The following is a 24,639-nucleotide window of genomic DNA, read 5'->3' as shown; positions in this document are numbered from 1 at the left end:
TGCCGGGACGGCCGCCTTACGTCTGATTTGTATGGGGATTTACCATGTATCCACGTCTTTTGCTGGCCGTCACCCTGGCTTCCAGCACCCAGGCTTTTGCTCAGGACAACGCTCAGGCCAGCGCACCGGGCTTCCTTGAAGGCAGCACCCTGGACCTGAATTTGCGTCACTACTATTCCAACCAGCACACCAAACGCACTACCCACCTGAGCATCAAGAAAGCCGGCGGCATCGAGCCCACCCGTGTGCGGGAAACCTGGGTGCAGACCAGCATGCTCAAATACAGCTCCGGCTACACCCAGGGCCTGATTGGCGTGGGTGTGGACGCGGGAATCTTCAGCGCGGTCAACCTGGAGCGTGGCCACGGCAAGGTCGCCAATGGCGGCGACCGCGTGCTGGTGGACGGTGACGGCGATGCGATTCCCACCTGGAGCCGCCTTGGGGTGGGCGACGTGCGTTTGCGCCTGTCGAGCACCGAGATCAAGGCCGGCCGGCTGATGACCGACAACCCGATCCTGCGCTACAAGGACAACCGCGCCCTGCCCTCCAGCTTCCAGGGCGTGGGCCTGTTCAGCAACGAATTCGATTGGCTGTCGGTGCAGGGCGGCAGCTTCGAACGGGCGATTCCGCGCACCGGCACCGGCGCCGAAAAGCTCACCACCACCTTCGGCAACCGCGCCTACAGCGGCGCACGCATCAGCTACCTGGGGGCCACGGTCAAGCCGGGTTACGGGCTGGAAGCCAGCGTCTACGCGTCGCGCTTTGAAGACATGTGGGACCAGACCTACGTCGGCCTGACCCACCGCATCGGTGACAAAAGCGACATCGCCCTGAAGACCGCCTTCAACTACTACCACACCAGCGATTCGGGGGCGAAAAACCTCGGCTACATCGACAACAACGCCGCCAGCCTGGCCTTCACCGCCACGCACCTGGCCCACAGTCTGACCCTGGCGTGGCAACAGGTGTTCGGCGACGAATACTTCGACTACGTGTGGGAGTCCACCGGCAACTACATGGCCAACTCGCTGTATTCGGACTACAACGGCCCCAACGAAAAATCCTGGCAACTGCGCTACGACCTGGACTTTGCCGCCTACGGCGTACCCGGCCTCACCGCCAGCCTGTGGCACGCCAAGGGCTGGGGCATCGACGGCACCCACTACGATGGCGACCGCAACGGCCACAACACCGGCTACAACGTGCGCGGCCTGGACGACGCCAAGCACAACGAAAACGGCTTGATGCTGGCCTACGTGATCCAGTCGGGGCAACTGAAAAACACCGTACTGCGCACCATCGTCTACAACCACCGTGCCAGCGGCGGTCAGATTGACGGCAGCTACGACGAGTTCCGCCTCGTTGCCAACGTGCCGATCAATATCTTCTGAGGCTCAGTTCAACGAACACCGCTGCATCGCCCCCGCCAGCATTTCCTGGCACTTGAGCACCGCCACCGACCGGGGGCGGTTGCGGTAGACGCAGAGGTCGATGCGGATGCGTCCAAGGTCGTCATCGGCAATTGGCACGGCGACCAGGCCATCGCCCAGGTCCCGTACGTCTGCTTCTACCTGGGGCAGAATCAGCACCGCTGCCCGTTGCCGGGCGAGACTCTTTTGCACTTCCAGGGAGCTGGTGGTGAATATCGGTTCGAGCGTCACACCGCGTTTTTTTGCAGCCACTTCCAGGGCCTGGCGCACGCCGTAGGCCGAGTCGGGGATTGCCAGGGGTTGGCCTTCCAGTTCGCTTAATTCGATGCTTTCGCGCAGGGCGAAGGGGTGTTCGGCGCTGACCAGCACCCGGTGCCATAACTGGCAGTGGGCGGTGACTTCGACGTCGGCGCGCTCTTGCAGGTAGAACGCCAGGCCCAGGTCTGCCTCGCCGCTGCACAGGGCGTCGAGGGTGGCCGATGCGCTGGCGATCACGATGTTGAAGGTGACCTTGGGGTGGGCGCGATAAAAGGTTGCCAGTACTGGGGCGAGCACGGTGGAAACGATACTTTCTGACACATGGATGCTGATGTTACCGGCCACCTGGCTTTGGCGGCTGGCGATGACTTCGCGTACCTGGTCGAGGCCGCGCAGGGTTGAGGTGACTTGTTCGGCGAGGCATTCGCCTTCTGCGGTGAGGCGGATGCCGCGGGGGCCGCGTTCAATCAGGGCGGCGCCGAAGTAGTGTTCCAGGTGTTCGATCTGGCGGCTGACGGCGGTGGGGGTGACGTAGAGACGCTCGGCGGCCTTACGCAGGGAGGCGCAGCGGGCGACTTCGTGGAAATAGCGCAACGCGCGTAGTTGCATGGTTTGGGGTTCCTGCGCTGGGGGTGTTCCTTGGGCATACGCAATTACTGCGCCATTCAGGGGCATATCCGTTGTTGCGGTAACGGCCGCTATTGGTTCCGCTCTTACAGCGGGTCACTTTTGGCAAACGCCCCAAAAGTAACCAAAAGGTCTTTGCCCCACCACTCGGTGCCTCGCTTAGGCTCGGCATGCCCGCAATCAGACCCGTCTCCGCGGGCCGCCGCGACGGGCCATCCATGGCCCGGCGCGGCTAAATCGGCATCCTTGCCGATTTACCCGCTCCACCGTGCCTGCTTGCGGCCATCGTGGTTGACGGGGCCCGCAGATCAAGGTCAACAGCAAGAGCACGGCGGCCTGAAAGCCGACCTGAGTGTTAAAAGCAAAAGCAAGGCGTAGGAGCTGGCTTGCCGGCGATGCAGGCAACTCGGTTTCTCAGACACCTCGAGGCGATGCCATCGCAGGCAAGCCAGCTCCCACATTTGAACCGTGCCCGCCCGCTTTAGCTTTTGATCTGGCTTTTAACACTCAAGCCGGCCTGTAGGCCGCTGTGTTCTTGATCTGCTTGTGATCTTGATCTTAGGCGCCCCGTCAACCACGCTGGCCGAACGCAGGTAGTACGGAGCGGGTAAACCGGCAGGACGCCGGTTTAGCCGCGACGGGGCAGGGACGCCCCGTCGCGGCGGCCCGCTTCGTGCTGCCGGAGTTGAGGGCACACCGAGCCTAAGCGAGGTGCCGAGTGGTGGGGCAAGAGCCCTTTTGGTTACTTTTGGGGCTCTTTTCCAAAAGTGACCCGCTGTAAGAGCGGAACCCATAGCAGCCCTGACCGCAACAACGGATATACACACCAACCCCATTTACGACCCATCCAAACCAAAAGCGACCCCCTCCATTGACGCCCCACCACAATCCCCTATTAGGAAGATTCGGTGTTGATGCTGCAAACCATCGCGCAGCCGGACGCGCGGGACGGGTTGATCGGCTGGTTTCGCCGATGATGCCGATCACCGCGTTCGAGGCCGGGCACAACGTGCCGCCGGGTTCTGGCCTTGATGAATGGATGGAGTGGACGCCGTTTACCTATCCCTTCAACTTAACCCAGCAACCGGCAGCGTCGGTGCCGTGCGGGCTGGCGGCGAACGGGTTGCCGGTGGGATTGCATGTGGTGGGCGCGCGGTTTGCAGACGAGCAGGTGCTGCGGGTTTGCCAGGCGTATGCCAAGGCTTTCCCGACCGAGCATCTGCAAGCCCCAAAAACCCCAACCTGAAGCGCAAGCAATTTTCAGCGACTGACCAATAACCCTGTGGTGAGCGGGCTTGCCCCGCGCGGGGCAAGCCCGCTCACCACAAAAGCCAGGCACCTGCACTGATCGCATTCCAATCGCGCATCGCTCTACAATGTCCCCCATTCACTCCCGGGGGTTTCATGGACATCGAACTGGCACGCACCTTCCTCGAAATCACCCGTTGCGGCAGCCTCGCCGCCGCGGCCGAGAAGCTGCACGTCACCCAGACGGCAATCACCGCCCGGGTGAAAAACCTCGAAAGCCAGCTCAACAGCACGCTGTTCGTGCGCAACCGTGCCGGTGCCCGCCTCACTCCGGACGGCGAGGCTTTCGTGGTCTACGCCAACCAGCTTGTCCAGACCTGGGAAGCCGCACGCCGCGACCTGCCGTTGCCCGACGGCTACCGTAATGTGCTGCACATCGGTGGCGAAGTCAGCCTGTGCAACCCACTGATGCTCGGCTGGGCCCAGGCCCTGCGTGAACACATTCCCGGCCATGCGTTGCGCACAGAAATCCGCGAAGGCGAGTACCTGTTGCGCCAACTGGAGCTGGGCGTGCTCGACGCCGCGCTGGTGTTCCAACCGCAATACTGGCCGGGGTTGCAGGTGGAGCAGGTGCTGGAAGAAAAACTGATTTTGGTGCAACTGGCGGCCCGCCCCGAACCCTACGTGTATATCGACTGGGGCCAGGGCTTTCGCCAGCAGCACGACGCCGCCCTGCCGGACAAGGCCCGCGCCGCGCTGAGTTTCAATCTGGGACCGCTGGCCTTGCAGTACATCCTGGAGCACGGCGGCGCCGGGTATTTCCGCACGCGGGTGGTACAGAGCTACCTGGACAGCGGCGTGATGCAGCGGGTGCCCAAGGCGCCGGAATTCAGCTTTCCGACGTACCTGGTGTATTCCCGCGAGCGCGACTCGGCGGTTTTGCAGCAGGCGCTGGGGTTGCTGCGGGCCGTGGTGGAGGCGGAGAAGGATTGGTCGCAGCGCTGGGATCCGGTGATTTGATCGGGCGCCCATGTTAGCCTCCTACTGTTTTCTCCTGGTTTCCCCCTGCCGATGAACAAGAAAAAGTCCGTCACCATCAGCGACATCGCCAAACGGGTCAACATGACCACCATCACGGTGTCCCGGGCGTTGAGCAAGCCTGACCTGGTCAAGCCCGCCACCCTGGCGCGGATTCTCGAGGTGGCGCGGGAGCTGGACTATGTGCCCAATGCCTTTGCGCGCGGGCTCAAGCGCAGTGAAAGCCTGATCATCGGCGTGATCACCGCCTCGGTCGACAACCCCTTCTACAGCGAAATGATCAAGGCGATTTCCCGCGAGGCGAAAAAGCACGGCTACACCATCATGCTGGTCGACACCGACGAGCTGGAAGAACTCGAAAGCAAGGCAGTCGACACCCTGCTGGGCTACCGCGTGGCGGGGATCATCCTGTCGCCGGTCTCCGACGAGCCCAGCTACCAGCCGGATTATCTGGAGCGCCTGGGCAACGGCAAGACCCCGGTGGTGCTGCTCGACCGCACGCTTCACGACAGCCCGTTCAGCCGCGTGGTACTGGACAACTACCACAGCGGCATCGAGGCGGCGCAGTACCTGGTGCGGCAGACCCCAGACCTCAAGCGCCTGCTGGTGCTGACCGGGCCCGAGCATTCGCGCATCACCGTGGAGCGCCTCAAAGGCCTGAAAGAAGTGCTGGCCGAACACCCTCAAGTGCACGTCGAGGTGTGCGCCGGCGACTACACGCTGATGCCTTCCTACCTGCACACCCTCGACTACCTGGCCGAGCACTCGGCGCCGGACGCGATCATGGGTTTCAACCAGTTGATCACCCTCGGCGCCTTGCGTGCGCTGCGCATGCACAACATCGCCCACGACAGCCTGACCATCTGCGGCATCGACCGCCTGCCCTTCGCCGATATCTTCGGCGTGCCGATTGCCTGCGTGGCCCACGACGCGTCACTGGCCGGCAGCAGCGCCGTGCGGCTGCTGCTGGACCGCCTCGAAGACCCGCACAAGCCGCGGGACAAGGTGGTGATTGCGGGCAAGCTGGAGAACGGCTAGCGGCTGGTGTAGCCGCCGTCGATCGGCAGGCTGACACCGCTGATCATGCTGGCGGCATCACTCAGCAGGAACAACACCGGCAGCGCCACTTCCGCCGTTTCAGCAAACCGCCCCAGGGGAATCGCCGCCAATGCCGGGTCGCGTTTGGCGGGCGCCGACCAGGCCATTTGCGCCATGGGCGTGAGGGTCACGGTGGGGTTGACGCTGTTGACTCGAATCCCGAAACGGCCCCATTCGGCACATTGCACGCGGGTGATGGCATCCAGTGCAGCCTTGGAGGCGCAGTAGCCGAGGTGATCGTCCAGCGCTACCAGTGAGGCCTGGCTTGAGACGTTGACGATGCTGCCGGGGATCTTTGCTTCGATCATCGCTGCAGCGATTCGGCTGGCGACCTGGGCGGCGGCGCGGGCGTTGACGTTCATCACCTGGTCGAAGGCTTCGGCGCTGATGGCAGCGGCAGGTTCCAGGCGGGAAATGCCGGCGCAGTTGACCAGGCCGTGCATCGGCGGCAGGCCTTGCAGGGCCAGGTCCAGGGCGGCGCTGTTGGCGATGTCCAGGCACAGGGTTTCGCAGCCGAGTTGGGCCAGGGCCTGGGCGTCGCGGCCCAAGGCGAAAACCTGGGCGCCGCTGGCGATCAGTTGCAGGGCGATTTCCCGGCCGATGCCGCTGCTGGCGCCGGTGACGAGGATGCGCTGGTGGGTAAAATCAAAAGTGGCGTTCATGGCAGGTATCCCGGAAACAATGAAGATCCAATGTGGGAGCTGGCTTGCTGTGGTGAGGGGGCTTGCTGTGGTGAGGGGGCTTGTCCCCCGCCCGGTTCACCACAGATTGATGGGGCTGCTTCGCAGCCCAGCGCGGGGCAAGCCCGCTCACCACAACAAGCCCCCTCACCACAGCAAGCCCGCACCCACATTTGGATCAGTGTTCGCTTAATTCAATTGCAAGCTGTGCATCACCGGTTTCAACGCCGGGTACAATTTCAGATACTCGGCAAACGCCCGGTCATACACCCCGACATTCCCCGCCTCCGGCTCCGCTCGCAGTTCAAGTTGCACCCAGCCTTTCTGCATCTCCCGGTCATCCACCAACCCCACCGCATGGGCCGCCAGCAACGCTGCGCCCAGTGCTGCCTCTACCTCTTGCACGATGGTGTAGACCGGGTAATGGGTAATGTCCGCGATAATCTGCATCCACAAATCCGAATGGCTCGCCCCGCCCACCACAATCAACCGTGGATCAAGGGAGTGCGCCCCACGGGTGCCCGCTTCAATATTGTGCCGCAGGGCAAAACTCACCCCTTCGAGTACCGCGCGGTACAGGTGGATACGGCTGTGATACAGGTTCAGCCCGACAAAGCTGCCGCTGGCCCGGTCATCCCACACCGGGCTGCGCTCGCCCATGAGATACGGCAGGAACAACAGCCCTTCACTGCCCGCCGGGATTTTCGCGGCGCTCTGCTCCAGCAGCCACAGGCTGTCCTGGCCCGTGTCCTTCGCCCGCTGCTCTTCCGCCTGGCAGAACTGCTCGCGAAACCAGCTCACCGACGCCCCGGCTGTGATCGCGCCGCCGAAGATGTACAAGTCTCGGTGGCCGTTATAGACATGCGGCATGCTGACCAGCCCATGCCGTGCATCCACTTGTTGATTGAGGTAACCCCAACACATGCTGGTGCCGATCATCGCCACATGATTGCCCGGTCGGGTCACCCCGGCCGCCAATGTGGCCATGGCCGCATCCACGCCTCCGGCAAGGATCGGCGTGCCGGCCTGCAAGCCCAATCGCCGGGCCCAATCCTCCAGCAAACCACCGACCACTTCCCCCGAATAAAGCAAGCGCTCCGGCATCATCGCCAACGGAATCTCCAGCGCCGCCAGCATCTCGGCCGACCAGCCCCGCCGGGCCACATCGTAGACGCCACCGATGTTGCCGGCGCTGCTGTGATCCACCGCCACCTCACCTGTCAGGCACCAGTTGATGTAGCTGTTGGGTGGCAGCAGGTAGCGGGTGTTGGCCCACACCTGCGGCTGATGCTGCTTGAGCCAGAGCATCTTGGTGAAGCCGTAGTAGCTGTCTACCGAGTTGCCGGTGACCGCGAACAGCCGCTCCAGGTCCACGTGCTCGCGCACCCACTCCACCTGTTCGCCCGCGCGCCGGTCCATCCAGATCAGGCACGGGTGCAGCGGCGTGATCTGCGCGTCCACGGCAATCCCCGAGCCGCCGTACAGGCTGCTGATGCACAGCGCCTTGACCTGCTCTTTCGCCACACCGGCCTTGGCCATGCACTGGGCGACGCAGGCCTCGACCGCATCCAGCCACACCTGCGGCCACTGCTCGGCCCAGCGCACTTTCGGGGTATCCACGCGATACCCCTGGCTGTGCTGGGCGATGATCGTACCGTCACCGTCCACCAGCAGCGCCTTGGTGCTTTGCGTGCCGATGTCCACACCCATCACGTAGTTCATCTCAGACCACCGGCTTCAACAGCACCTTGATCGACTTGGTCGAGTTGGCCAATTCAAACGCCTCGGCCCAGTCATCCAGCCCGAAGTCATGGGTCACGATGCCCTTGGACGTCACCAGGCCGCGCTCGAACAGATCGATGGCCACCGGGTAGCAATACGGCCCCAGGTGCGCGCCGCGTACGTCCAGTTCCTTGCGGTCGCCGATGATCGACCAGTCGGCGCTGGTCTCGGCGCCAAACACGCTGAACTCGACAAAGCGCCCCAGCTTTCGGATCAAATCCAGGCCTTGGGTAACGCCCGCCGGCACGCCGGTGGTTTCGATGTACACATCGCAGCCGTAATTGTCGGTCAGGCCGTTGATGATCTCGCGAGCGTTTTCCCGGGACGGGTTGATCACCACGTCGGCACCATATTTTTTCGCCAGTTCCAGGCGCTCGTCGACCATGTCGATCACCACCAGTTTTTTCGGGGTCTTCAGCGCAGCCACCTGCACCATGCACAGGCCCAGGGTACCGGCACCGGCGATCACCAGCACATCATCCAGCTGGATCTCCCCGCGGTTGACGGTGTGAATCGCGCAGGACATCGGCTCGATCAGCGCCGAGTCTTCCAGCGACACCGACTCCGGAATCCTGTGCACGATGGCGGTCTTGGGAATACGCATGTACTGGGCCATGCCGCCTTCGGCCACTTCCTTCTGAAAGCCGAAGATGTTGTGCACCTCGCACATCCAGTACTTACCGGATTTACAAAAGCGGCACTTGCCACACGGCACGATCTGCTCGGCAATCACTTTGTCGCCGACCTTCACCTCAAAGTGCTCCTCGGCGCCCTCACCCGCCTCCACTACGTAGCCGAAAAACTCGTGGCCCGGCACCACCGGCGCCTTGACCCACGGGTTATCGCCGCCCCAGAACATCGCCGCACCCGAGTGGCATTTGCAGTCACTGGCGCAGATGCCGCAGGCGGCGATGCGAATCACCAGTTCGTTGACCCGCGCCTGGGGTTTGCCGATGCGTTCCAGGCGGTAGTCTTTGGGGCCGTGGCAGACGACAGCCTGCATTTCGTTGTGCTTATCCATGATGTGCTGACCTTTCTTGAGCATGAGAGAAACCCTCGCGGCCGCCATGGCCGCGTGGAGATAACCGGTTTACTTGTGGCGCTGACGGCTGATAAAGATCGCCAGCAAAATGATCCCGCCCTTGATCACACTCTGGACGTAGGGCGAGACCCCGAGCATGTTCAAGCCGTTGTTCAATACGCCGAGCAGCATGGCGCCGAGCAAGGTGCCGACAATCACCCCGCGCCCGCCGGCAATCGAGGCGCCGCCCAGGACCACGGCGGCAATTGCGTCGAGTTCAAACGACACCCCGGCATTCGGCTGGCCGCTCATCAAGCGTGAGGTCAGCACCAGCCCGGCAATCGCAGCGGTCAGGCCACTGATGGCGTACACCAGCAACTTGAAGCGCGCCGCCCGCACACCGGACAGGCGCACCGCTTCCTCGTTGCCGCCGATCGCGTAGATATAGCGGCCGATGCGGGTGTGTTGCAGCAGCACATAGGCCGCCAGGTACGTCACCAGCATGATCAGGATCGGCACCGAAATACCGAACAGGCTTTCGCGGCCAAAGAACCCAAACCACTCCGGCAAACCGGAAATCGGATAGCCGTCGGTGTACATCAGGCCAAACCCACGGGCGATGCCCATGGTCGCCAGGGTGACGATGATCGGCGGCATGTGCAGGTAGGCGACGAACAGGCCGTTGCCGATGCCGAAGGCCACGCCGATCAGCATCCCGGCGCCGATCGCCAGGCCCGGCGGCAAGCCCGCGACCATCAACCCGGCGGTCAAGGTGCCGGACAACGCCATCACCGGCCCCACCGACAAATCGATGCCGCCGGTAAGAATCACGCAGGTCATGCCCACTGCGATAATCGCGTTGATCGACACCTGGCGCGCGATGTTCGACAGGTTGTTGGCAGTCAGGAAGTTGTCGCTGGCGAAGATCATCACCAACGTCACCACCAGCAACCCCACAAAGGGATAAAACGCCGGTGAACGAATCAACCGCGCCAGGTTCAGGCGCAGCCGGCTCGGCCCCACGGCATTAATGGACGTATTCACTTGAGCCCCCTGTTGCATGGCGCATGACCTCTTGAGGATTGACGGCAGACGCTTCCAGTACCTTGACGATGGCGCCCTTGTGGAACACCGCGACGCGGTCGCACATGCCGATGACTTCCGGCAGTTCCGAGGAAATCATGATGATTGCGTAGCCTTGTTCGGTAAGGTTGCGCATCAGTGCGTAGATCTGCGCCTTGGCGCCGACGTCGATGCCCCGGGTGGGCTCGTCGAACACCAGCACGTCACAGTGATGGTTGATCCAGCGCGCAATCACGACTTTCTGCTGGTTGCCGCCGCTGAGGTTGAACACCCGGCTCTCGCCGCTGGGGGCCTTGATCGACAGTTGGCGCATCAGAGCTTCGACGCTGGCACACTCCTTGTCCTTATCGATCAGGCCGCTGGTGTTCTGGTACTTGGGCAGGTTGTTCAGGGAGATGTTTTCGCGGATGCTGAAATCGGTGATCAGCCCTTCGCTCTTGCGGCTTTCGGGCAGTAACCCGATGCCATGGGCCAAGGCCTGGGCCGGGTCGTCCAGGGTGATTTTTTCACCGCGCAGCCACACGTCTTTGCTCACCGACGGCAGCGCGCCCATCATGCCCAGGGCCAATTCGGTGCGCCCGGAGCCCACCAGGCCGGCGAAGCCTAAAATCTCGCCCTTGTGCAATTCAAAGTGGTTGTGGGGGCCGTTGCGCACCAACTGGATGTCCTTGACCTGCAGCAACAGCGGCCCACGCTCGGTGCTGGGTTTGGGCGGAAAGCTGCATTCCAGGCGCCGCCCCACCATCATTTCCACCAGGCGGTCGATATCGCTGTCGGCCACATCAGTAACGCCCGCATTGCCGCCGTCGCGCAGCACGCTGATGCGGTCGCACACCTGGAAAATTTCCTCCAGGTGGTGAGAAATAAAAATCACCGCCACGCCCTGGCGCTTGAGTTCGCGCATGATCTCGAACAGCAGCTCGGCTTCACTCGGCGTAAGGGTGGCGGTGGGTTCATCGAGCACCAGCAGCCGCGCATCCAGGGCCAGGGCCTTGGCGATCTCGACAAACTGCTGCTCGGCCACGCTCAGGTGCTTGACCGCGCATTGCAGGTCGATGCTCACGCCGAGGCGCTTGAACAATGCCTCGCTGGCCTCGACCATTTCGCGCTTGCGCAACAGGCCAAAGCGATTACTCAGCTCATGGCCGAGGAAGATATTTTCCACCGCCGTAAGGTAGGGAATCAGGCTGAATTCCTGGAACACGATGCCAATACCGGCGGCAATCGCATCGCGGTACGTCGCAAACTGCCGGGCCTGGCCGTCGATCAGAATCTGCCCTTCGTCCTGATGCTCGACCCCGCCCAGAATCTTCATCAGGGTCGATTTACCCGCGCCATTTTCCCCGAGTAAGGCATGAATCTCGCCGCGCTGCACTTCCAGGTTGATCGCCTTGAGGGCTTGCACCCCCGGGTAGCGCTTACAAATATTTTCCAGTTTCAGAAGACTGCTCATACCGCCGACCTCGCATTCAGATGGATGACCTGTGCCCCACGCCTGGCGTGGGGCCCGGGCGGTTTACCAGCTGAAATCCTTGGCCTTGGCCTGGTCGATCAGGGTGATGTCCACCGGGATCGTGGCCGGTACTTGCGAGCCCCACTTCTTGGCCAGGGCGATGCCCAGGGCCAGGCGGATCTGGTCACGCGGGTACTGCGCGGAGGTGGCGATAAATTTGCTGCCGGGTTTCTGGATGGCCTTGATCGCCTCCGGCGCACCGTCGACGCTCACCAGTTTGACGTCCAGGCCGCTGGCTTCAATGGCCGAGAGTGCACCGAGAGAACCGTTGTCGTTGACGCTGAAAATACCCTTGAGGGTGGGTTGGGCCTGCAGCATGTTTTCGGTGACGGTCAGCGCCTGGTCACGTTCCTGCTTGCCGTTCTGGATGCTCACGATCTTGATGTCCGGGTGCTTGGCCACGGCCTCCTTGCAACCGCGTACGCGTTCCAGGATCGGCACTACGGCGATGCCGTCGAGGATCGCGATGTTGCCTTTGTTGCCGATGTTCCTGGCCAGGTATTCGCAGGCCTGGAAGCCGGCGTCGAAGTTTTTCGAACCGACGAAGGAGTCCAGCGGGCCTTCGGCCTGGGCGTCGACCGCGACCACCACCACACCCGCGGCGTGGGCGGATTTGACGGCCGACTGCACGCCGACAGAGTCGGTAGGGTTGATCAGCAGGATGTCGATGCCCTTTTGCAGCATGTCTTCGACGTCGCTGACCTGTTTGGACACGTCGTGGCGGGCGTCGGTGATGATCAGCTGCGCACCGATGGTCGCCCCGGCTTCCTGCAGGGCGTCTTTCATGGTGACGAAGTACGGGTTGTTGATTTCCTGGAAGGAGGCGCCGATGCGGATGGGCGCGGGTTTGGTCTCGGCATACGCCAGGCCGGCGGTACCGATATTGATGCTAAAAGCCAACAAACACAGGGTTTTCGGAAGCATTTTCATGGCGGGGATCTCTGTTTTGTTTTTATTTTTAGAGCAAATGTTATCGTTAACATTTTGTGAAAAGCTAGCAAGGAAATTGAATCGGCGCAAGGGGGCATGGAACCGCTGGCGCTGTTTTTGACACAGAGGGACGAGCGGTTATCCAGACCGTGAAAAAACCCGGATGAGAGGTGAATGACCATGGGCGCGATATTGAATATTTTGAAGGCGATTGCCATGCCGATTCTGAAAGCGATTGGCTTGGGTGCTATCAGCGGCGGCGCCGCGTTTGGGGCCGACAAGCTGCTCAAATCGGCTACCAAGGACAAACCTGCTGCCGTTACCCAGGATGAATCGGCAGCAAAAAGTGCCGAGGTCTTCGTCCCGGCCGTTCAGCAAACATTCGCAGACCGTGCAGAGTTCCCAGTGAACGCGAAGCCTTCAATGGCTACAAGTGCCGCCCCTGTGCCTGCAACCCCAACACTCCCCAAGAGCCCTGTCGCCTCGCTGGCCCAGGTGTAACTCACGCCGAGCTGCGACCCGCCAGCATATCGGCAAATGTCGACGCCCCCGGCAAGCCTGCAAAGGTCATCGTCGTGGGCGCCAACAGCGGCGAGCCCTCGGTCCAGAACATCGAATGCCCCGCCAGCACGCCCTCTTCCACCGGTGCCTGGGGTGACGGCGGCGGCAATGCCCTGAGCGCCGAATCAAACGCGGCCAACGTAAATCCTTCAACCAGCGTCGACAGTGCCAACCGCTCGACCTGCGCGTACCATTCGCCATCCTGCTCAAACCGTGCGAGGGGCGATACGTCTTCGCTCGCCACCGCCACCGTCAACGGAAAATAGCGCCCCACCCGGTCCACGCTGGGCAACATCACGCCGGCCCAGCCCTGTTCGCCACACACCCCCGCCGCCAAGGCAAAGCGCCACAGCGGACTGCACAAATACACCTCCAGCCAGCCTGCCCCAAGGCGCTCGCGGCTGTGTTGCAAGCCGCTTTGCAGCCACGCGTCCCAGGGCCGCAAAAACGCTTCGGGCAACCGGCGACTGACAAAATCCCCATGGCTTGGGACCTTGCCGAAAAAACCCGTCAACTGCTGATCCATGCCCAATCCCTATAACGTCGTCGGGCAGCGAAACTGCTCGAGCGCATCCCGTCGGAACGGGTTGATCACACTGCTGGCCCGCAATTGATACACCACCCGATGCCCTTCCACATCGAACGTGACTTGCAGCAACTCACCCTGGGCACTGACCGCTGCCTTGTCCATCATCCGCAGCCAACCCCAAGGCCCATCGGCCCGCAGCGGGCTGACCAGCGCCGGCGTCGCCTGCAGTCGCACCAGCCCGCCTGCCTTGCCGCTGGGCAGGCTGATGCCGGTGAAGTCCGCCACACTGCCCGCCTCGTACACTACCGGCTGGCCATCGATGTCCAGGGTCACCTGGGTCAGGGCCGGGTCGGCACTCAGGGTTTTCAGGTCAAAACGCAATGACGGCTGGCGTGCCCCCGCCACGAAGAACATGTCCCGCAGGCGCGCGCCACGCTGGAACTGGTTGAGCACGTCCTGGGAGATGTTCAGCGGCGTCACGCCGCTGGAACGCCAGCGCCATTGGCTGCCGCTCATGTCGACATACGGCGCGAGGTTCTTGCTGAAAAAGTCATCCATCAGCCCGCCCGGGCCAAAGAACTTGCCGAAATCATCGGCGGTGGCATCGCGGCTGGAGCTGCGCACCAACGGGTAACGATCGGCGATTGCTGCCCGGCAGAACGGCGCACCCGAGGCTTCCCACAATGCATTCAAACGGGCCTTCTCGTTGCCCAGGGTCAGCGCCGCACCGCCGGCTTGCACATCACGCAGCAATGTCGACAACGGCGCCGGCTGGGTATCGCTGGCACGCTTCAAGCGCTCCAGCACTTCCCCGGTGGGCGCCGGCGCGGCGCTGCGCCGGGCAGCATCGGCGCTGTCGAAGTATTGGCCGGCGTCTTTGAGCGAGGCCAGCATCTCATCCACAGGTTGCGGGCTGGTGCCGTTGCCCACCAGGCGATGCAGCGCGGCGAAGTGCTGGTCTACCGGATTCGCGCTGGCATCCACCGTCGGGGCCGGGGCGTCGCTGCCCAGGGCGGCCTGGAGCTTTTGCGTGGCGGCGGCGATTTTGTCGCGCACACGCTGGTCGGTGTCTTTGCTGGCGGCCGAGGTCAACGCGCCTTCCAGGGTGGTTTCCCTGGCTACCGCCAGCAGCAGCGCGCGCAGCGGTGAATCGTTGGCCGCCAGCACGTTGGTCACCAGGGACGCCTGGCCAAGGCTGGTCAACGGCACCAGGTGCACGTCGCCAAGAAAAGTGTCCCATTGGCGGATGTAGTCGGCGTAGTACAGCTCCAGTACCGCGGCCTGCATGGCGGCACTGCCGCCGGCGATTTGCGCCGATTCCTGGCGGTCGAGCACCCAGCTGTCCTTGGCCATGTCGGCCACGGCTTGTGGGGCCTTGTCGGTGAGTTCGCGATAGCCGGCGATGCGATACACACCACTGACCCCACGAGACAACGGCTCGCCGCTGCCTCGGGTGAACAACGACGATACATCGCGGCCCACCGCGCCATTCACGCTCAGTTCCGGCAAGTGTTGCTGCTCCACCTGGCGCTTGACCCGGTTATAGATGCGCTGGGAAAGCGGCATGCTCGCCAGGGCCAGGCGCACTTTGGCGATCAGCGCACTGTCGAGTTGCACCGGCTCGGCTTCGTCGTCGGCTTGCAGCAATGCCGAGACGTGATCGGACAATTGCGCCAGCTGCGCCGGGGTGGCCTGGGGCAACTCGCGCCGCCAGTCAACATCGACCCACGCCTGCACAGAAGCGGCATCGAAGAACTGCCGCTCACCCAGCATCAGGTAGGCCCGCAGGGTTTCGTAGAGGAACTCCTGGTTGCTGGCATCGCCCCGGCGCAAGGCGTTTTCCATATTCGCCACGATGTGCGGCAGCAAGGTGCTGCGCAACAGGCGCCGGTACAAGGTCATCGCGCCCGCCCCCAGCTTGTTGCCCTGGTACAGGCCCATGCGACTGAGCAGCGGCACGCTGTTGTCGCCGTCGCTATAGCCATCGGGCAACGCGCGGGCAGCATTGAGCAAGGGCAAGGTCACCAGCACATCGCCTTCGGTTGGCAGTTCCCTGGCCAGTTGCGCAACGTTGGCGGCCGCGGTTGCCGAATCGCCGATCAGTTGCAGGTTGCGGTTGTAGCTGATGGTCATGCCCAGCAACAGCAGCACGAACGCCGCCGAGGCGACGATCCGCCCGCCCCGCGCCCGCAAGCGCCGGCGACGCTCTTCCTGGTGGTTGACGCCCGCCAGCCCGGCCTCCTTGAAGATCACTTCGCGCAGCAGGCGGGTGATGAAGTAGCTGCGGCCACTGGCAACATTCGGCGCCAGCACCTTGCGGCCCAGGCCAAAGGACGCCGCCAGTGAGGTCAGTACCCGGTCAATCGGGCTGCCTTCCTGGGTGCCGCTGGTAAAGTACACACCGCGCAGCAACGCCGGTTCCTGATAACGGTTGGCCTCGAAGATGCTGTTGAGAAACCGCGTGAGGCCCTCGCCCAGGCTGGCGAATTGTTGCGGGAAGCTGTAGAGCAAGGCCCGGCGCGACAGGTCCCGCTCTTGCTGTACGCGCTCCAGCACTCGCCCCTGGAGCTGGCGCTCCAGGGCATCGAATTCAGCGGGGAACGACGCCAGGCCGGTGTCGGCTTTCGGGTCTTGTTGCAGCGGGAAGGTCACGCCCCACACTTGGGCCCGCTCCTCACGGCCAAAGGTCTCGAAAAATTCCGAGAAGCCCGCCAGTAAATCGCACTTGGTGATGATCACGTACACCGGAAACCGCAGGCCCAGGCGCTCATACAATTCGTTGATCCGCGCCCGAATCGCCAAGGCCTGGGCCTGGCGCTGGGCTTCGGTTTGCTGCAACAGGTCGCTGACGCTCAGGGCCACGATCACACCGTTGACCGGGCGCTGGCGACGGTGTTTTTTCAGCAGGTCGAGAAAACCACCCCAGGCGGCCTTGTCCACTTCGGTGTAGCTGTCCTGGGTGGTGTAGCGCCCGGCTGTATCGAGCAGTACCGCTTCATCGGTAAACCACCAGTCACAATGCCGGGTGCCGCCGATCCCGCCGATGGCACCGCTCCCCATCGCTTCACGCAGGGGAAACTGCAGGCCGGAATGAGTCAGCGCAGTAGTCTTGCCACTGCCCGGCGCGCCCACAAACATGTACCACGGCAGTTGGTACAGATACTGCCCGCTCATCTTCCAGCCGGGGTTGGCCTTGCGCAGCACCGCCATCGCAGAGCGCATACGCTCGCCCAGTTCATTCACTTCTGCCTGGGATTCACGCTCGCCCGCCGGCACTTGCGCAACCCCGGCCATCAACCCGCGATTGGCCCGCCAGGCACGCCACACACGCCAGGCAAAGTAGCCGGCCCACACCAACACAAACACCCCGATCAAGCCCCAACGCCGTGCTTCCGGCGCCAACGGCTCGGTGCCGTTGAACGCCAGCAGCGGGCCTTCGTACCACACCAGCAGCGACAGCAGCGCCACGCCGATCAGCGACAACAACCACGGCTTGAGCAACCACAGGATAAAGCGCTCCACCGGGGACCATAACAACGAAAAAAACGAGGACAGGTTCATGGTCTATTGCGCCTGGGAGGGGATCAGCACGGTGATGTCGACACGCCGGTTACGCGCACGATTAGCCGGTGAATCATTGGGAACCAAGGGCTCGGTCTCACCCCGGCCTTCGCTGCGGTATCGCTCGGCCGGCCCTGCGCGTTGCCCCAGCAGGCGCGCGACGGTCTTGGCGCGGGCCTGGGACAGGTCGAAGTTGGAGCCCAGCCGCGACGTCGCCGAAGGCCGCACGTTGTCGGTATGCCCAACCACCACCACATCCCCCGGCACCGTGGCCAATGCATCGCCGATGCGGTTGAGCAAACCGTCGAAGTTGCTTGCCACTTCGGCACTGCCGGAAGCAAATACACCATCGCCGCGCAGGGTGATCACCGAGCGGTCGGCGCTGTCTTTGACCGTGACCAGGCCCTGGGCGACTTCCGGCGCGAGGAACCCCGACAGGCGCACCGGCGCAGGTGTTGCAGGCGCCGCCACCTTGAGCGGCGACGCCACACGAATCGCCCCCAACTGCGCGAAAACCGGATCGGACGCACGATTAAGCAACCAGCTGTAGGTCAACTGCACACTCAACAGCAGCACCGCCGCCACCGTCGCCAGTACCCACAACGGCACCCGGCGTAACATCGACGCCTGGGGCGCCTCGGCACCGCGCCAACGGGGCGACAGGTCTTGTTCACGGTTGCCGCGCTGCTGGTTGATCAGTTGCAGCAAGCGCTCGCGCAACAGGCCCAGTTGGTCGAGGCCGCGATCCAGCACCCGATACCGCCCTTCCAACCCCAGGGCCATGCACAAATACATCAGCTCCAGCACGTGGATATGGGTGCGTGGGTCCTGGCTGAGACGCTGCAAAATCATGAAGAATTTTTCGCCGCCCCAGGCTTCATTGTGAAAGGTCACCAACAGGCTGCGGCTGCCCCACACACCGGCGCCCCATGGCGTACTGGAAATGGTTTCATCCACCAGGGTGCACAGCGCGTAACGCGCCGCCGCTACGGTTTCGACATCCACCTGGCTGGCCCGGGCCTGGGCCTCGAACGCCTGCACCGCCTGGATCAGCCGCTGGCGCAGGCTTTCCATGTCGGGCGGGGTGGCCAGCATGCGCAGGGGCACCACCAGGTCAAGCAATGGGTTGGCGGCCCGCACCAGCGGGTTGAGGCCCAGGCCCTTGAGGACCAGGGCGGCGCTCTGCACATCGGCCACCGGGCTGGCTGCCGGCAGAGGCCGGCGCCCGCCGGGCGTGGGGATCAGCAGGGTGCGATCCGGGTCCTGGGCGCCATCGAAAGTGTCATTCACGTCAGTCACCTTGCCTTAGCGCCGAATGGCCCAGAACTGCATGTCCAGCCCCGGGAAGACCCCGGCGATGTGCATGGCAAACCCCGCCGAATTACTCAGCTGTTGCCAGTAATCGCTGCTGCGGTCGAGTTCGAAATAGGTGAAGCCGGCGTGGAACGGCAGTTGCCGTGGCGCCACCGGCAGCGGGCGCAGGCCGATACCCGGCAGTTGCAGGTTGACCAGGTCGCGGATCTTCTCCACCGAGCCGATCTTGACCTGCGGCGGGAAGCCGTTGCGCACGCTTTCGGCGGGCATGTGTGCCTGCACCGCGAGGATGAACGTGGCCGAGCGCAGCAAATCCTGGTCGGGCAGTACCGCCACGCGGATCCCGTATTGGCGCTCTTCCAGGGGGATAGCGATGGCCCGCGCGTCCATCACGGTCGACAGCGAACGGCGCAGGTCGAGCATCACCGGGGCGAAGGTTTCAGCCAGCGCGTCATGGCGGTACACCGGGTAAGCCGAGGCGCGCTTGTCGGCCTGGGTAAAGGTCGCCAGTTCGCCGGCCAGGCCGGTCAGGTCGCGGTACAACTGCTCCGGGTGCAGGCCGCTCATTGCCGCCAAATGCCGCACCAGCGGCTGGCTGCGGTTGAGCACCTGCAGCAGCAGGAAGTCGGCAATCTCGGCCGCGCCGCTGCCGTCCGGGCGGTTCAGGCGTGCCGCCAGGGCTTCACCGCGTTGCTGCAACAGGCCGAGCAATTCATCGACAAACGCCCCAAGGTATTCGGCGGCGCGGATGTCCAGGCATGGCGGGCAGTAATCGCGGTCGAGCACCACGCTTTTGTCGGCGCGTTTTTCCACCACATGGGCGATGCCAAGGGTGGTGTAGGCGTCGGCTACGTCACCTTCAAACGCCAGGCGCAGGCGCAGTTTGCCGATGCTCATCAGCGCGCTGCTGTCCAGGCCGTTGCTGTCCCAGGCCTCGTACTCGCTGCTGCGGTGGCGGGCGAAGTTTTCGAAGCCTGGGTTGTCGTCGACTTCGGCCACGCCGGGGCGCAGGCTCGGCAGCGCCAGCACCACCTTAAGGTCGCGGGCGTCTGCGGGGATTTCCAGAGGCAGCGGCATTTCATCGTCGAAGGGCTGGCCGACCGGCGTACCGTCGGGCAGTACGCCGCTGTACGCCAACAATGACAACTTGCCCAGGGCCAACTGCTGCAGGTCGATTTTCAGGCTTGAAAAACCATGGGCGTAGGCGCGCAAGGTGCTGACCCGGGCCTCCAGCTGCGCCTGTAAAAAACGGTCGTGTTGTTGCAGGTGCTGGGGCTGCAACAACATGCCTTCGGACCAGACTACTTTGTTATTCCAGGACATAAATTCTTCTCATTGGCCGGTGCGCAACCGCGCGACCTGCTCTTCATAAGCCACCGAAAACAACTCACCGAACAGGCGCTGCAAGTCCTCGTCGGCATCCCGGGCCAGGTCCTCGTAGCGTTCTACCAGGCGGTCCCACAAGCGCGCTTTGCGCCGGGCGGGCATCCACTTGTCGAGGGCGCCGTGGGTGGTGCGGCGCTGCTCCACCCGGGCCGGGTCGAAGCGCTGCACCACCGCGCCCAGCGCCGCGTTCATGCCGGCGATCACTGCCAGTTCATGGGCCTTGAGGTCGTCAAATGCCGCGCCCATGGCCTTGACCGGGCGCATGTAGGCCGGGGAATCGGCGGTGAGCATTTGGGTCAGGGCGCTGTGGGGGTCGGGGAAAAACTTGAGCGGGTTGTTGGAGTGGGCGCCGATCATGGTCATGTCGATATGGCTTTCGCGTTTGGTCAGGGCGCGGGCCATGAGTACCGCCATGGTGCCGCCGGTGGCGGTGCGCAGCATTTCGCCGACCAGGTGCGCAAGCTCGACGGGGGTACGCGTGGTGTGCAGGTTTTCCAGGCCCAGGCCTTGGAGCAAGGCCTTGAATACCGCGTCGTCACTGACGGGCTCGCTCTGCTCCAGTGTGGGTGCGGGCTTGTGTGGGAGCGGGCTTGCTCGCAAATGCAGTGGCTCAGTCAATGCATCCGGTGGCTGATCCACCGCTTTCGCGAGCAAGCCCACTCCCACATTTGGATCGTGGGCAGCCACAGGTTCCGGTGTCAGCCCAAAGAGCGGATTGTAGTCTTCAGGAATGACCTGGGGCTCCACATGCATCACCGGCAAGGTAAACGCCTGCATCTGCGGCGCCACATGGTCGCTTTCAGTGCCGCGAAATGCCGGTTCCACCCGCCCCATCAGGTTCAACCCCAACGGGTCGGAGAGCGGCACCGCCCCGTCAAACAGCGAGCCGCCTTCCAGAATCCGCGCCCCGGCCAGGGCATCATGCAGCACCACCGGCGCCACCACCTCCGGCTCGCGATACACCTCCAGCGCCGGCAACGGCGCGGCCACCGGCGCAGGCGGCGGGACGAACAGCGGCGGCAGGATGCGCGTGGCCATGGCGTCGTCCGGCACCTCGATCTCGGGTTGCTCCAGGCGCACTTGCAGCCCGTAGTCGCCAATCACCAGGCGGTCGCCCTCCTCCAACGCCCGCTCACGGCCATTGCCCAGCGGGCGCTCATTGACCAGGCTCGGGTTGCTGCCGGTGTCGGTCAGGTAGAACTGCGCACCACGCAACTCGATGCGCGCATGCACACGGGAAATGTATTTACCCGGGTCATCCAACGTCAGGTCATTGTCCGGACCACGGCCAATCGAACCGCCGGCCTCGGTAAACCGGCAGATCACCTCACCGGGCATTGGCTGGTCGCGGTAGCTCCTGACCAGAAGAATCAAATTCAGCGGATTACTTGCCATCGTCGGCCTCCTTCGGTGGCAGCGGCACCCCGGCCGGGCCGGTGGCTGCTGTGAGCGCAAGTGCAGTGGCCGCAGACGCGGCTTCAGGCAGGGGAATCGGAATGGTCGAGGCGATAATCATCGCCGGCGTAAGGGTCAGAAAGGTGCTGCCGACCTTCAGCGTGATGGTCGCGCCGGCCTCGATCACCACGTTCATGCCGCCCTTCATGTACATGTCCATGCCGGCCGTGACGCCGGTTTTCAGGCCGCCATTGATGATCATGTTGGTGCCGGCCGACAGCGAGACATCGCCGGTGGCTTTCTCATTGCGATGGCCGCCCACCGAGGAATGCCGGTCGCCGCCGACCTTCTCGCGCAGGTCCTGGTCGACCTTGGAATGCCGGTCGCCGCCAACCCAGTCCAGGGAGTCCTTGAGCACGCGCTGGTCGAGGTTTTTCTGCGCATGCAGGAACACCTGCTCCGAGCCCTTCTTGTCTTCGAAGCGCAGCTCGTTGTAGCCACCGCCGCCCTTGGACGAGTTGCTCTTGACCGTCGAACGGGTGGCGTTCTCGGGCAAGGCATAGGGCGGCATGGTCTCGGCGTTGTAGACGCTGCCGGTGACCAGCGGCTGGTCGGGATCACCTTCCAGAAAACTCACGATCACTTCCTGGCCGATGCGCGGCGTGAACAGGCTGCCCCAGCGCTTGCCGGCCCAGCCCTGGGCGACGCGAATCCAGCACGAGCTGTTTTCGTCATGTTTGCCCTCGCGGTCCCAGTGGAACTGCACCTTGATCCGCCCGTATTTGTCGGTCCAGATTTCCTCGCCTTGCTTGCCCACCACCATGGCTGTCTGCGGGCCCTGCATCAGCGGTTTACGGCTGTTGCACGGGGCGCGAAATTGCTGCTGTTTCGACAAGGCGGTGAAGTCACAGGTCAGCACCGGCGCCGGATGGGCCGGCGGCGTCGGTTCGTAGGTGTCCGAGGACAACGCATAACGCGCCTCCAATAACAGGAACTGGGCGTTCTGTTCGCTGCGAGGGTGTTCGGTCAGGGTCATCAAGGCGCCGGGAAACAGCCCACGGGCGCGGGTGGCGCCGGTGACACGCTGGGTGCCGGTGTGCAGGGACTCGATCAACGTGCGCGCATAGGTTTCGCCCTGCTTGCGCTCGGTGTACTTGCCTGGATAGTCATAGCGCTCGTGGCTCGACTGCGGGTAACTGCCGGCCAGGGTGGACTTGGCCAACAGGTTGGCAGAAGGCTTTTCAAAGTCGAAATCCTGCAGGGTGTAGCCGCCCGGCTCCACGTCGCCGCTCATGCGCCAGTCGTAGATCACCTCGCTTTCGCGCATCGTGTGGTCTTCGGCGGGCATGAAACGCACCTGGGCATAGCCCGGTGCCGGTGAATGGGCGCCATAGGAGTCGGCCAGCACCAGGGTGTGGCGCCCGGCCGCGCTCTTGAAGAAGTAATAAATGCCTTCTTGCTCCATCAGCCGGCTGACGAAGTTGAAGTCGCTTTCACGGTACTGCACGCAGTAGGTCAGTGCCGGGTAGCTGCCGCTCAGGCCAGAGGTGTCGACATCGGCGATGGTGTACGGGGCGAACACCTGCTTGAGGATGTCCGGCACGCTCAGTGCCTGGAAAATCCGGCAGTCGCTGGCCAGGGTCAAAAACCACAGCCACGGGCGCAATACCGCCTTGTAGGTGGCGAAACGGCCCTGGCGCCCGGTAAACGAAAAGTGGCTGACGTGCCCGCTGAAATAACGACTGCCGCCTTTGGGCAGGTCTACCGCCACGCTCATCTGGGTCGCCAGCAGGTCGTCGATATTCAGGTCGGTGCGCTCGCTGTACAGCTCAAGCGTGTACTCGCTGAGCTGCGACAGGCCTTCCCGGGCCTGCATGCGCCGGAACAACAGCACATCGGCGCCGAGCACGCTGCTGACCTGGATCTCGCGCCGGGTTTGGGTGGTTGCCATGGTGGTTTTCTACCTAGAGCGGAGTCGTCGGGCGGGAGTTGGGCACCCGGTAAACCATGCCGCCATGCCCGCTCGCGACCCCGGGCAGCATCACAAAGCCCATCTTTTTCCAGAACGCACACGAGGCCTCGTCCAGGGAGGTCAGGCGAATCTCGCAGTTGGGTTTGTTGCCGTAGTCGCGAATCGCGTAGTCCATGCCAAAGGCCGCCAGGGTCGAGCCCAGCCCGCTGCCCGCTACACCGGCAAATACGTCTTCGATCTTCCAGGTGGGGCCTTCCTTGAACATCACCATCAACCCCACCGCGTCGTCGCCCTCATAGGCGGCGAAATAGGCGACCTTGGCCTGCTCTTGTGCGGTGTCGTTGGAGCGCGCGGTGCTGATGGTGTTCATGGTCGCAATGACTTCTTGCGCGGCCGGCGACTGGGCCAGCATGGCGGCCTCGCCAATGGCTTCGCGAAAGCCTTGAAAGTCCACTTTGCGGCAGCTGAATGCGCTGTTGATCCGGGGCATCGTATGTATCCCTGAGAGTTGAGGAACGTAGACACAACAGCCGGGCGCAGCGGTTTATTCCGTAGCGCCGCGGTTTTCTACTCAAGCGCCCAGTTGCACCAGGTAATGCTCGTCAAACTTCATTTCCTTGCGCACACCCGCGCCCGACAGGTAATTGAGGTAGTGCTTGTAGAGCATCTTGAAAAAGTCGAGCTTGCGGGTCGGCCCCACGCGGTACTCGCCCGAGTTGGGGTCGAAGAACGTCATGCAGTTGCGGTCGGCGTAGATCCCGCACACGTGGGACGGCCCGCCCCCTTCAAAGGTGAACAGCCAGACGTAGTAGCCCGGCTGTGTGCTGTCGATATGCTGGGCCAGGGTCGCCAGCCCGTCGAAGCCCTGGGCCTCGACCGACGAGCTGTCGCCCAGGCCACAGATGTTCGGCAGGTTGGCCTGGATGCGCCTGGTGTTATCCAGGATCAGGGTGGTGTTGAACGCGCTGCAATAGCTTTCGATCCGGCACCAGGTGTCGTCCCGGCTCAGGAACGCGCACCGGTTGGCGGCCGACTCGGCCGGCGCCTGCAAATGCCGGTTCAACCAGGCGAAGGTCGCCCCCACACAGGCGCCGCCGGCCAGGCTGGGCATGGCTTGCAGGTAAGGGTTCTTGGTCAGCTGCGAGCGCTGCTTGAACTTCGCCACCCGGAACCACTTCATCGCGATCGGGGTTTTCCACGCTACGTAGGGCAT

General features: G+C 63.4%; 19 protein-coding genes and 1 pseudogene. 5 read left to right on the top strand and 15 right to left on the bottom strand.

What is annotated here, in order from left to right; all coding sequences use genetic code 11:
- The first annotated feature begins 44 nt into the window (after positions 1-44).
- On the top strand, positions 45-1,391 hold the full coding sequence (locus tag RGV33_RS12860; protein WP_322144543.1) for an OprD family outer membrane porin: 1,347 nt from the start codon (positions 45-47) through the stop codon (positions 1,389-1,391).
- 3 nt (positions 1,392-1,394) lie between these two features.
- Here RGV33_RS12860 and RGV33_RS12855 read toward each other — a convergent pair whose 3' ends face one another.
- On the bottom strand, positions 1,395-2,297 hold the full coding sequence (locus RGV33_RS12855) for a LysR family transcriptional regulator (RefSeq protein ID WP_322144542.1): 903 nt from the start codon (positions 2,295-2,297) through the stop codon (positions 1,395-1,397).
- Between the two features lie 973 nt (positions 2,298-3,270).
- Here RGV33_RS12855 and RGV33_RS12850 point away from each other — a divergent pair.
- From RGV33_RS12850 to RGV33_RS12840, 3 genes and pseudogenes are all read left to right on the top strand, one after another.
- Positions 3,271-3,561: pseudogene (locus RGV33_RS12850) on the top strand (amidase family protein); the annotation flags it as partial.
- 158 nt (positions 3,562-3,719) lie between these two features.
- Positions 3,720-4,583 (top strand): LysR family transcriptional regulator, encoded by an 864-nt coding sequence (locus tag RGV33_RS12845; RefSeq protein ID WP_322144541.1) that lies wholly within the window; start codon positions 3,720-3,722, stop codon positions 4,581-4,583.
- A 51-nt stretch (positions 4,584-4,634) separates the two neighbouring features.
- Complete coding sequence (locus RGV33_RS12840) at positions 4,635-5,639, top strand: LacI family DNA-binding transcriptional regulator (protein WP_322144540.1); 1,005 nt, start codon at positions 4,635-4,637, stop codon at positions 5,637-5,639.
- Here the strand turns inward: RGV33_RS12840 and RGV33_RS12835 are convergent.
- From RGV33_RS12835 to RGV33_RS12810, 6 genes are all read right to left on the bottom strand, one after another.
- On the bottom strand, positions 5,636-6,361 hold the full coding sequence (locus tag RGV33_RS12835) for an SDR family oxidoreductase (RefSeq protein ID WP_322144539.1): 726 nt from the start codon (positions 6,359-6,361) through the stop codon (positions 5,636-5,638). The genes RGV33_RS12840 and RGV33_RS12835 overlap by 4 nt on opposite strands.
- A 207-nt stretch (positions 6,362-6,568) precedes the next feature.
- On the bottom strand, positions 6,569-8,101 hold the full coding sequence (locus RGV33_RS12830; protein ID WP_322144538.1) for an FGGY-family carbohydrate kinase: 1,533 nt from the start codon (positions 8,099-8,101) through the stop codon (positions 6,569-6,571).
- Between the two features lies 1 nt (position 8,102).
- Positions 8,103-9,182 carry an alcohol dehydrogenase catalytic domain-containing protein gene (locus RGV33_RS12825; protein WP_322144537.1) on the bottom strand — a complete coding sequence of 360 codons (1,080 nt, stop codon included), beginning with the start codon at positions 9,180-9,182 and terminating at the stop codon, positions 8,103-8,105.
- Positions 9,183-9,251: 69 nt separating this feature from the next.
- Entirely contained in the window at positions 9,252-10,244 is a 993-nt protein-coding gene (locus tag RGV33_RS12820) for an ABC transporter permease (RefSeq protein ID WP_322144536.1), read from the bottom strand.
- Positions 10,210-11,718 (bottom strand): sugar ABC transporter ATP-binding protein, encoded by a 1,509-nt coding sequence (locus RGV33_RS12815; RefSeq protein ID WP_322144535.1) that lies wholly within the window; start codon positions 11,716-11,718, stop codon positions 10,210-10,212. Before RGV33_RS12815 ends, RGV33_RS12820 begins: the two co-directional genes overlap by 35 nt.
- A 63-nt stretch (positions 11,719-11,781) precedes the next feature.
- Positions 11,782-12,708 (bottom strand): substrate-binding domain-containing protein, encoded by a 927-nt coding sequence (locus tag RGV33_RS12810; protein WP_322144534.1) that lies wholly within the window; start codon positions 12,706-12,708, stop codon positions 11,782-11,784.
- 180 nt (positions 12,709-12,888) lie between these two features.
- Between RGV33_RS12810 and RGV33_RS12805 the strand changes: the two genes are divergently transcribed.
- Positions 12,889-13,209, top strand: a complete 321-nt coding sequence (locus RGV33_RS12805) for a hypothetical protein (RefSeq protein ID WP_322144533.1) — start codon at positions 12,889-12,891, stop codon at positions 13,207-13,209.
- Position 13,210: 1 nt separating this feature from the next.
- Here RGV33_RS12805 and tagF read toward each other — a convergent pair whose 3' ends face one another.
- From tagF to RGV33_RS12765, 8 genes are all read right to left on the bottom strand, one after another.
- Positions 13,211-13,795 carry a type VI secretion system-associated protein TagF gene (tagF, locus tag RGV33_RS12800; protein ID WP_322144532.1) on the bottom strand — a complete coding sequence of 195 codons (585 nt, stop codon included), beginning with the start codon at positions 13,793-13,795 and terminating at the stop codon, positions 13,211-13,213.
- A gap of 9 nt (positions 13,796-13,804) precedes the next feature.
- Positions 13,805-17,359, bottom strand: a complete 3,555-nt coding sequence (gene tssM / locus RGV33_RS12795; RefSeq protein WP_322144531.1) for a type VI secretion system membrane subunit TssM — start codon at positions 17,357-17,359, stop codon at positions 13,805-13,807.
- 3 nt (positions 17,360-17,362) lie between these two features.
- Positions 17,363-18,649, bottom strand: coding sequence for a type IVB secretion system protein IcmH/DotU (gene icmH, locus RGV33_RS12790; RefSeq protein WP_322144530.1), 1,287 nt, complete (start codon positions 18,647-18,649; stop codon positions 17,363-17,365).
- Positions 18,650-18,664: 15 nt separating this feature from the next.
- The gene (gene tssK, locus RGV33_RS12785) at positions 18,665-19,996 is read right to left on the bottom strand and encodes a type VI secretion system baseplate subunit TssK (RefSeq protein ID WP_322144529.1); all 1,332 of its coding nucleotides are present in this window, start codon (positions 19,994-19,996) and stop codon (positions 18,665-18,667) included.
- Between the two features lie 9 nt (positions 19,997-20,005).
- Positions 20,006-21,454 carry a type VI secretion system-associated FHA domain protein TagH gene (tagH, locus tag RGV33_RS12780; protein WP_322144528.1) on the bottom strand — a complete coding sequence of 483 codons (1,449 nt, stop codon included), beginning with the start codon at positions 21,452-21,454 and terminating at the stop codon, positions 20,006-20,008.
- Positions 21,444-23,405: a type VI secretion system tip protein VgrG gene (locus tag RGV33_RS12775; protein WP_322144527.1), complete on the bottom strand. Its 1,962-nt coding sequence runs from the start codon at positions 23,403-23,405 to the stop codon at positions 21,444-21,446. Before RGV33_RS12775 ends, tagH begins: the two co-directional genes overlap by 11 nt.
- A 13-nt stretch (positions 23,406-23,418) precedes the next feature.
- On the bottom strand, positions 23,419-23,916 hold the full coding sequence (locus tag RGV33_RS12770; protein WP_322144526.1) for a GNAT family N-acetyltransferase: 498 nt from the start codon (positions 23,914-23,916) through the stop codon (positions 23,419-23,421).
- Between the two features lie 81 nt (positions 23,917-23,997).
- Complete coding sequence (locus RGV33_RS12765) at positions 23,998-24,639, bottom strand: hypothetical protein (protein ID WP_322144525.1); 642 nt, start codon at positions 24,637-24,639, stop codon at positions 23,998-24,000.

The organism is Pseudomonas sp. Bout1, assembly GCF_034314165.1.
Classification (GTDB): domain Bacteria; phylum Pseudomonadota; class Gammaproteobacteria; order Pseudomonadales; family Pseudomonadaceae; genus Aquipseudomonas.
Note: the sequence above shows the minus strand (reverse complement) of the source record. Positions and strands in the feature narration are given on the sequence as shown.